The following is a 4,380-nucleotide window of genomic DNA, read 5'->3' as shown; positions in this document are numbered from 1 at the left end:
CCCGCGCCGTCAATCCGCGCTTCATCGCCGGCCAGATGCGCCACGGCCCGCGCGGCGCAGCGGAACTGGTGGAGACGGTCGACCGTCTGATTGGTTTTGCCGAGACCACCCATGCCATCCCGCAATCGCTGATCGAGGCGACCTACGACGCCTATCTCGGCGACGAAAAGGTCCGCGACTTCCTGCTGAGCCAGAACGCCGAAGGAGCCCGCTTCATGGCCGCGCGGTTCCGCTCGGCGCTTCGCCGCGGCCTCTGGCATCCCCGCCGCAACGCGGTGGATGCCGAGCTCGAAATGCTCACCCGGGAGAAGGTCGCATGACGGCACTCTCCCTCGATCGAAACACGCTGGATATGCGCCGTGGCGCCTGCCCCGCCCTGTCCGCCCCGATGCAGACCGGCGATGGGCTTCTCGCCCGCGTCGCGCTGACTGACGCGATCACCCCGGCACAGCTGGCGGAGCTCTGCCGGCTGGCGCGGCGCCATGGCAACGGCATTCTCGATATTTCCGCCCGCGGCAACCTGCAGGTCCGGGGACTGAGCGAGGCCTCGGCTCCCGTTCTCGATGCCGATGTCCGCGCGCTGGACCTGCCGCTTCGCGAGGGACTTGCTGTCGAAACTCCGCCCCTGGCGGGGATGGACGACACCGAGATCGCCGATCCGCGCGCCATAGCCAAGGCGATCCGCCAAGGCGCCCGCGACATCCCCGGCCTTGCTCCAAAGATGTCGGTGGTGGTTGACGGTGGCGGACAGCTCAGGCTTTCCGACCTCCTGGCCGATATCCGGCTTGCCGCCGTTTCCAGCGATGAAGGCATCCACTGGACCCTGCTTTTGGGCGGCACCGAAACAACCGGTCGCGTTTTCAGTGTTCTACGTGAAACAGAGGCCGTCTCCGCCACTTTGGCGCTGCTTCGAAAGCTCGGCGAAAAGGGACCCAAGGCGAGGGGACGCGATCTCGCTGCCGGCTTGCCCACGAACGATGTGCCCGGGCGGACAGCCTCGCCTTTCGGCACCTTCCGTCTCTCCGGCGACCTTTTCGTGGCAGGCATCGGCCCGGCCTTTGGTCAGGCAAACGCCGAGGACCTGATCGCTCTTTGCGACGAAGCCCAGCGGCTGGGAATACGAACCCTGAAGCCGGCTTTCGACCATTCGCTGTTGTTTTTTGGCGCTCAAACCGCCTGCGAAGCGCTCACCGCTTTTGCCGGCAGCAACGGCTTCGTCACCTCGCCGAGCGATCCGCGTTCGGCCATTGCCGCCTGCTCCGGAAGCCCCGCCTGCAATTCCGCGAGCGTCGCCACCCATGAACTCGGCGCCAAAGCGGCGGAAGAGTGCAGCGACCTGCTGGACGGCTCGTTCAAGCTGCATGTGACCGGCTGCCCCAAGGGCTGCGCCCATCCGCAGCCGTCAGCGCTTGCACTCTGCGGGACGGCCGCCGGCCTTTCGCTCATCGCCGGAGGAAAAGCAGCTGACGAGCCCTTTGCCTCGGTCGCTTTTGCCGATACCAACAACTCCCTTCGCCGCATCGCCGATCTTGTCCGAGACGAAAGGCGCGCCGGCGAAAATTCCGCCGCCTGCCTCGCCCGTCTGGGACCGCGCCGGCTTGCTGCGGCCGTTATGTCAGGACGATCATGAACAGTTACGATTACATTCGCGAAGGCGACGCGATCTATGAAAAGTCCTTCGCGATCATCCGCGAGGAAGCCGACCTCTCGCCCTTTTCGTCGGAACAGGCCGATATCGCGGTGCGCATGATCCACGCCTGCGGGCTGGTCGAGGCGGCTCAGCATTTCCGGTTCTCGAAGGATTTCGTTGCCCAGGCGCGCGGCGCGCTTCACGTCGGCAAGCCGATCTATTGCGATGCCGAAATGGTGGCCCACGGCATTACCCGCGCCCGCCTGCCGGCCCATAACCAGGTGATCTGCACGCTGCGCGACGGCCGCACGATCGAGCTTGCCAAGACCATCGGCAACACCCGTTCGGCTGCCGCGCTGGATCTCTGGGACGATCTTGAAGGCGCAGTCGTTGCGATCGGCAATGCGCCGACCGCGCTCTTCCGCCTGCTCGAAATGCTCGACGCCGGCGCGCCGCGCCCGGCTGCCATCATCGGCATGCCGGTCGGTTTCGTCGGTGCGGCGGAATCCAAGGAAGCGCTGATGGAGGCGACGCTCGGTATTCCCTATGCAATCGTGCGCGGCCGCATGGGCGGCTCAGCGATGACGGCTGCCTGCGTCAACGCGCTGGCGAGGGCTGGACTGTGAACGCCGTACTCCTCAAGGGCAGGCTCACCGGCGTCGGCACCGGACCCGGCGACCCCGAACTGCTGACGCTGAAGGCGGTGCGTGCGATCCACGAAGCGGACGTGATCGCCTTCTTCTGCAAGAAGGGTTCGAGCGGCAACGGCCGCGCCATCGTCGAGGCACATATCCGGCCAGGTACGCTCGAATTGCCGCTGGTCTATCCGGTCACGGTCGAGACCCACAAGGACGAGGCCGATTATCGCGGCCCGATCGCCGATTTCTTCGACCGCTCCGCGGACGACATCGCCGCGCATCTCGATGCGGGCAGGCACGTTGCCGTGCTGAGCGAAGGCGACCCGCTGTTCTACGGATCCTACATGCATCTGCATGTGCGCCTGGCCGACCGCTACCACGCGGAAGTTATCGCCGGCGTCACCGCCATGTCCGGCTGCTGGTCGATGACCGGCATGCCGCTCGTCCAGGGCGACGATATTTTGAGCGTGCTGCCGGGAACCCTGTCCGAAGAGAAGCTTGCGGAGCGGCTTGAAAACACCGACGGCGCAGTGATCATGAAGGTTGGCCGCAACCTGCCAAAAATCCGCCGGGCGCTGGCCTCCGTCGGCAAGCTATCCGGAGCGCTCTATGTCGAGCGCGGCACGATGGCGAACGGCGCAGCACAGCGTCTGGAAGAGCGCGACGAGAGCCCTGCACCCTATTTCTCGATCGTACTCGTGCCCGGCTGGAAGACACGGCCATGACAACGGGTTCATTGACCGTCGTCGGCCTTGGCCCCGGCAATCCCGACCAGATGTCACCGGAGGCGGCCGCCGCAGTGATGGCTGCTGCGGATTTTTTCGGCTATTTTCCGTATATCGACCGTTTGAACCTCCGCCCCGACCAGCGCCGTCACGCGTCCGATAACCGGGAGGAACTGGCGCGCGCCCGCGCCGCGCTCGAAATGGCGGCGGGCGGAGGCAAGGTCTGTGTCGTCTCGGGCGGCGATCCCGGCGTGTTCGCCATGGCCGCCGCAGTCTGCGAGGCGATCGACGAAGGTCCGGCCTTATGGCGCGAGATCGATTTTTCGGTCGTTCCCGGCATTACCGCCATGCTCGCCGTCGCGGCCAAGGCCGGTGCGCCGCTTGGCCATGATTTCTGCGCCATCTCGCTTTCGAACAATCTGAAGCCGTGGGATGTGATCGAGAAACGCCTGGTCGCAGCGGCGACGGCCGGGTTCGTGATGGCTTTCTACAACCCGATCAGCAAGGCGCGCCCGCATCAGCTCGACGAAGCCTTCGATATCCTGCGCGCCCATCTGCCCGGCACCGTTCCCGTAATCTTCGGCAGAGCAGCCGGCCGGCCGGATGAGGCTATCCGGATCGTGCCCCTTGCTGAGGCGGCAGGCAACATGGCCGACATGGCGACATGCGTGATCGTCGGCACCGCGGAAACGCGGCTGATTGAGCGGGAGAACCGGCGCCCGATCGTCTATTCCCCGCGTTATTTCAGGGGCGCCGGCGCATGATCGAGCCAGGCCAGCATCTCCTCGGCGGTCTCAACGGACGGCACTTCCGGCAGGTCCGGACGGCGGATCAGGACGACATCGATACCAAGTTTGCGCGCAGCGGCGATCTTGCCGTAGCTCGCCGGCCCGCCGCTGTTCTTGGCAACGATCACCTCGATGCCGTGATCTTGGAGAAGCTGGGCCTCGTCCGCCTGTTCGAAGGGGCCGCGCGCGGTCAGATAGACGGCGTTCGGGACGGAAAGCGGCGGCTCGACCGGATCGACGCTGCGGACCAGGTAGTCGTGCTGCGGCGCTGTTTCGAAGGGCAGAAGTTCCTGCCGGCCGAGCGTCAGGAAGGCTTTTCGCGGGACCGCTCCCAGGGCAGTGACCGCATCGGCGACGCTCTCGACTTCAATCCAGCGGTCGCCGGGCTGTCTCTGCCAGGCCGACCGTCGCAGGGCGACAAGCGGAACGCCGGAAATCTCGGCGGCTTTGGCCGCGTTGCGGGAAATCTGAGCTGCATAGGGATGCGTCGCATCGATCAGGATCGAGATGCCTTTTTGCCGGAGATAAGCGGCAAGCCCTTCGGCACCGCCAAAACCGCCGACACGCACCGGCACGGGTTGCTCGGCCGGCGCGCGCGT

The 4,380-nt window shown here is 65.8% G+C and carries 6 protein-coding genes; 5 read left to right on the top strand and 1 reads right to left on the bottom strand.

The genetic code is table 11. From position 1 onward, the window contains the following. From MOV61_RS28645 to MOV61_RS28625, 5 genes are all read left to right on the top strand, one after another. A partial coding sequence (locus MOV61_RS28645; protein WP_247139018.1) for a cobaltochelatase subunit CobN occupies positions 1-320 on the top strand: 320 nt, incomplete at its 5' end. Beyond that, a complete protein-coding gene (cobG, locus tag MOV61_RS28640) occupies positions 317-1,630 on the top strand; it encodes a precorrin-3B synthase (RefSeq protein WP_247139017.1) in 1,314 nt (437 codons plus the stop codon). The genes MOV61_RS28645 and cobG, both read left to right, overlap by 4 nt. Further along, the gene (locus MOV61_RS28635) at positions 1,627-2,256 is read left to right on the top strand and encodes a precorrin-8X methylmutase (protein ID WP_247139016.1); all 630 of its coding nucleotides are present in this window, start codon (positions 1,627-1,629) and stop codon (positions 2,254-2,256) included. Before cobG ends, MOV61_RS28635 begins: the two co-directional genes overlap by 4 nt. After that, entirely contained in the window at positions 2,253-2,993 is a 741-nt protein-coding gene (locus tag MOV61_RS28630; RefSeq protein WP_247139015.1) for a precorrin-2 C(20)-methyltransferase, read from the top strand. Before MOV61_RS28635 ends, MOV61_RS28630 begins: the two co-directional genes overlap by 4 nt. Then, on the top strand, positions 2,990-3,757 hold the full coding sequence (locus MOV61_RS28625; protein WP_247139014.1) for a precorrin-3B C(17)-methyltransferase: 768 nt from the start codon (positions 2,990-2,992) through the stop codon (positions 3,755-3,757). Before MOV61_RS28630 ends, MOV61_RS28625 begins: the two co-directional genes overlap by 4 nt. Here the strand turns inward: MOV61_RS28625 and MOV61_RS28620 are convergent. After that, on the bottom strand, positions 3,733-4,380 hold a 648-nt coding region (locus MOV61_RS28620), incomplete at its 5' end, for a cobalt-precorrin-6A reductase (RefSeq protein WP_247139013.1). The two genes, MOV61_RS28625 and MOV61_RS28620, sit on opposite strands and share 25 nt — an antisense overlap.

It is taken from the genome of Neorhizobium sp. BETTINA12A (assembly GCF_023006485.1).
Taxonomy (GTDB): Bacteria; Pseudomonadota; Alphaproteobacteria; order Rhizobiales; family Rhizobiaceae; genus Neorhizobium.
Note: the sequence above shows the minus strand (reverse complement) of the source record. Positions and strands in the feature narration are given on the sequence as shown.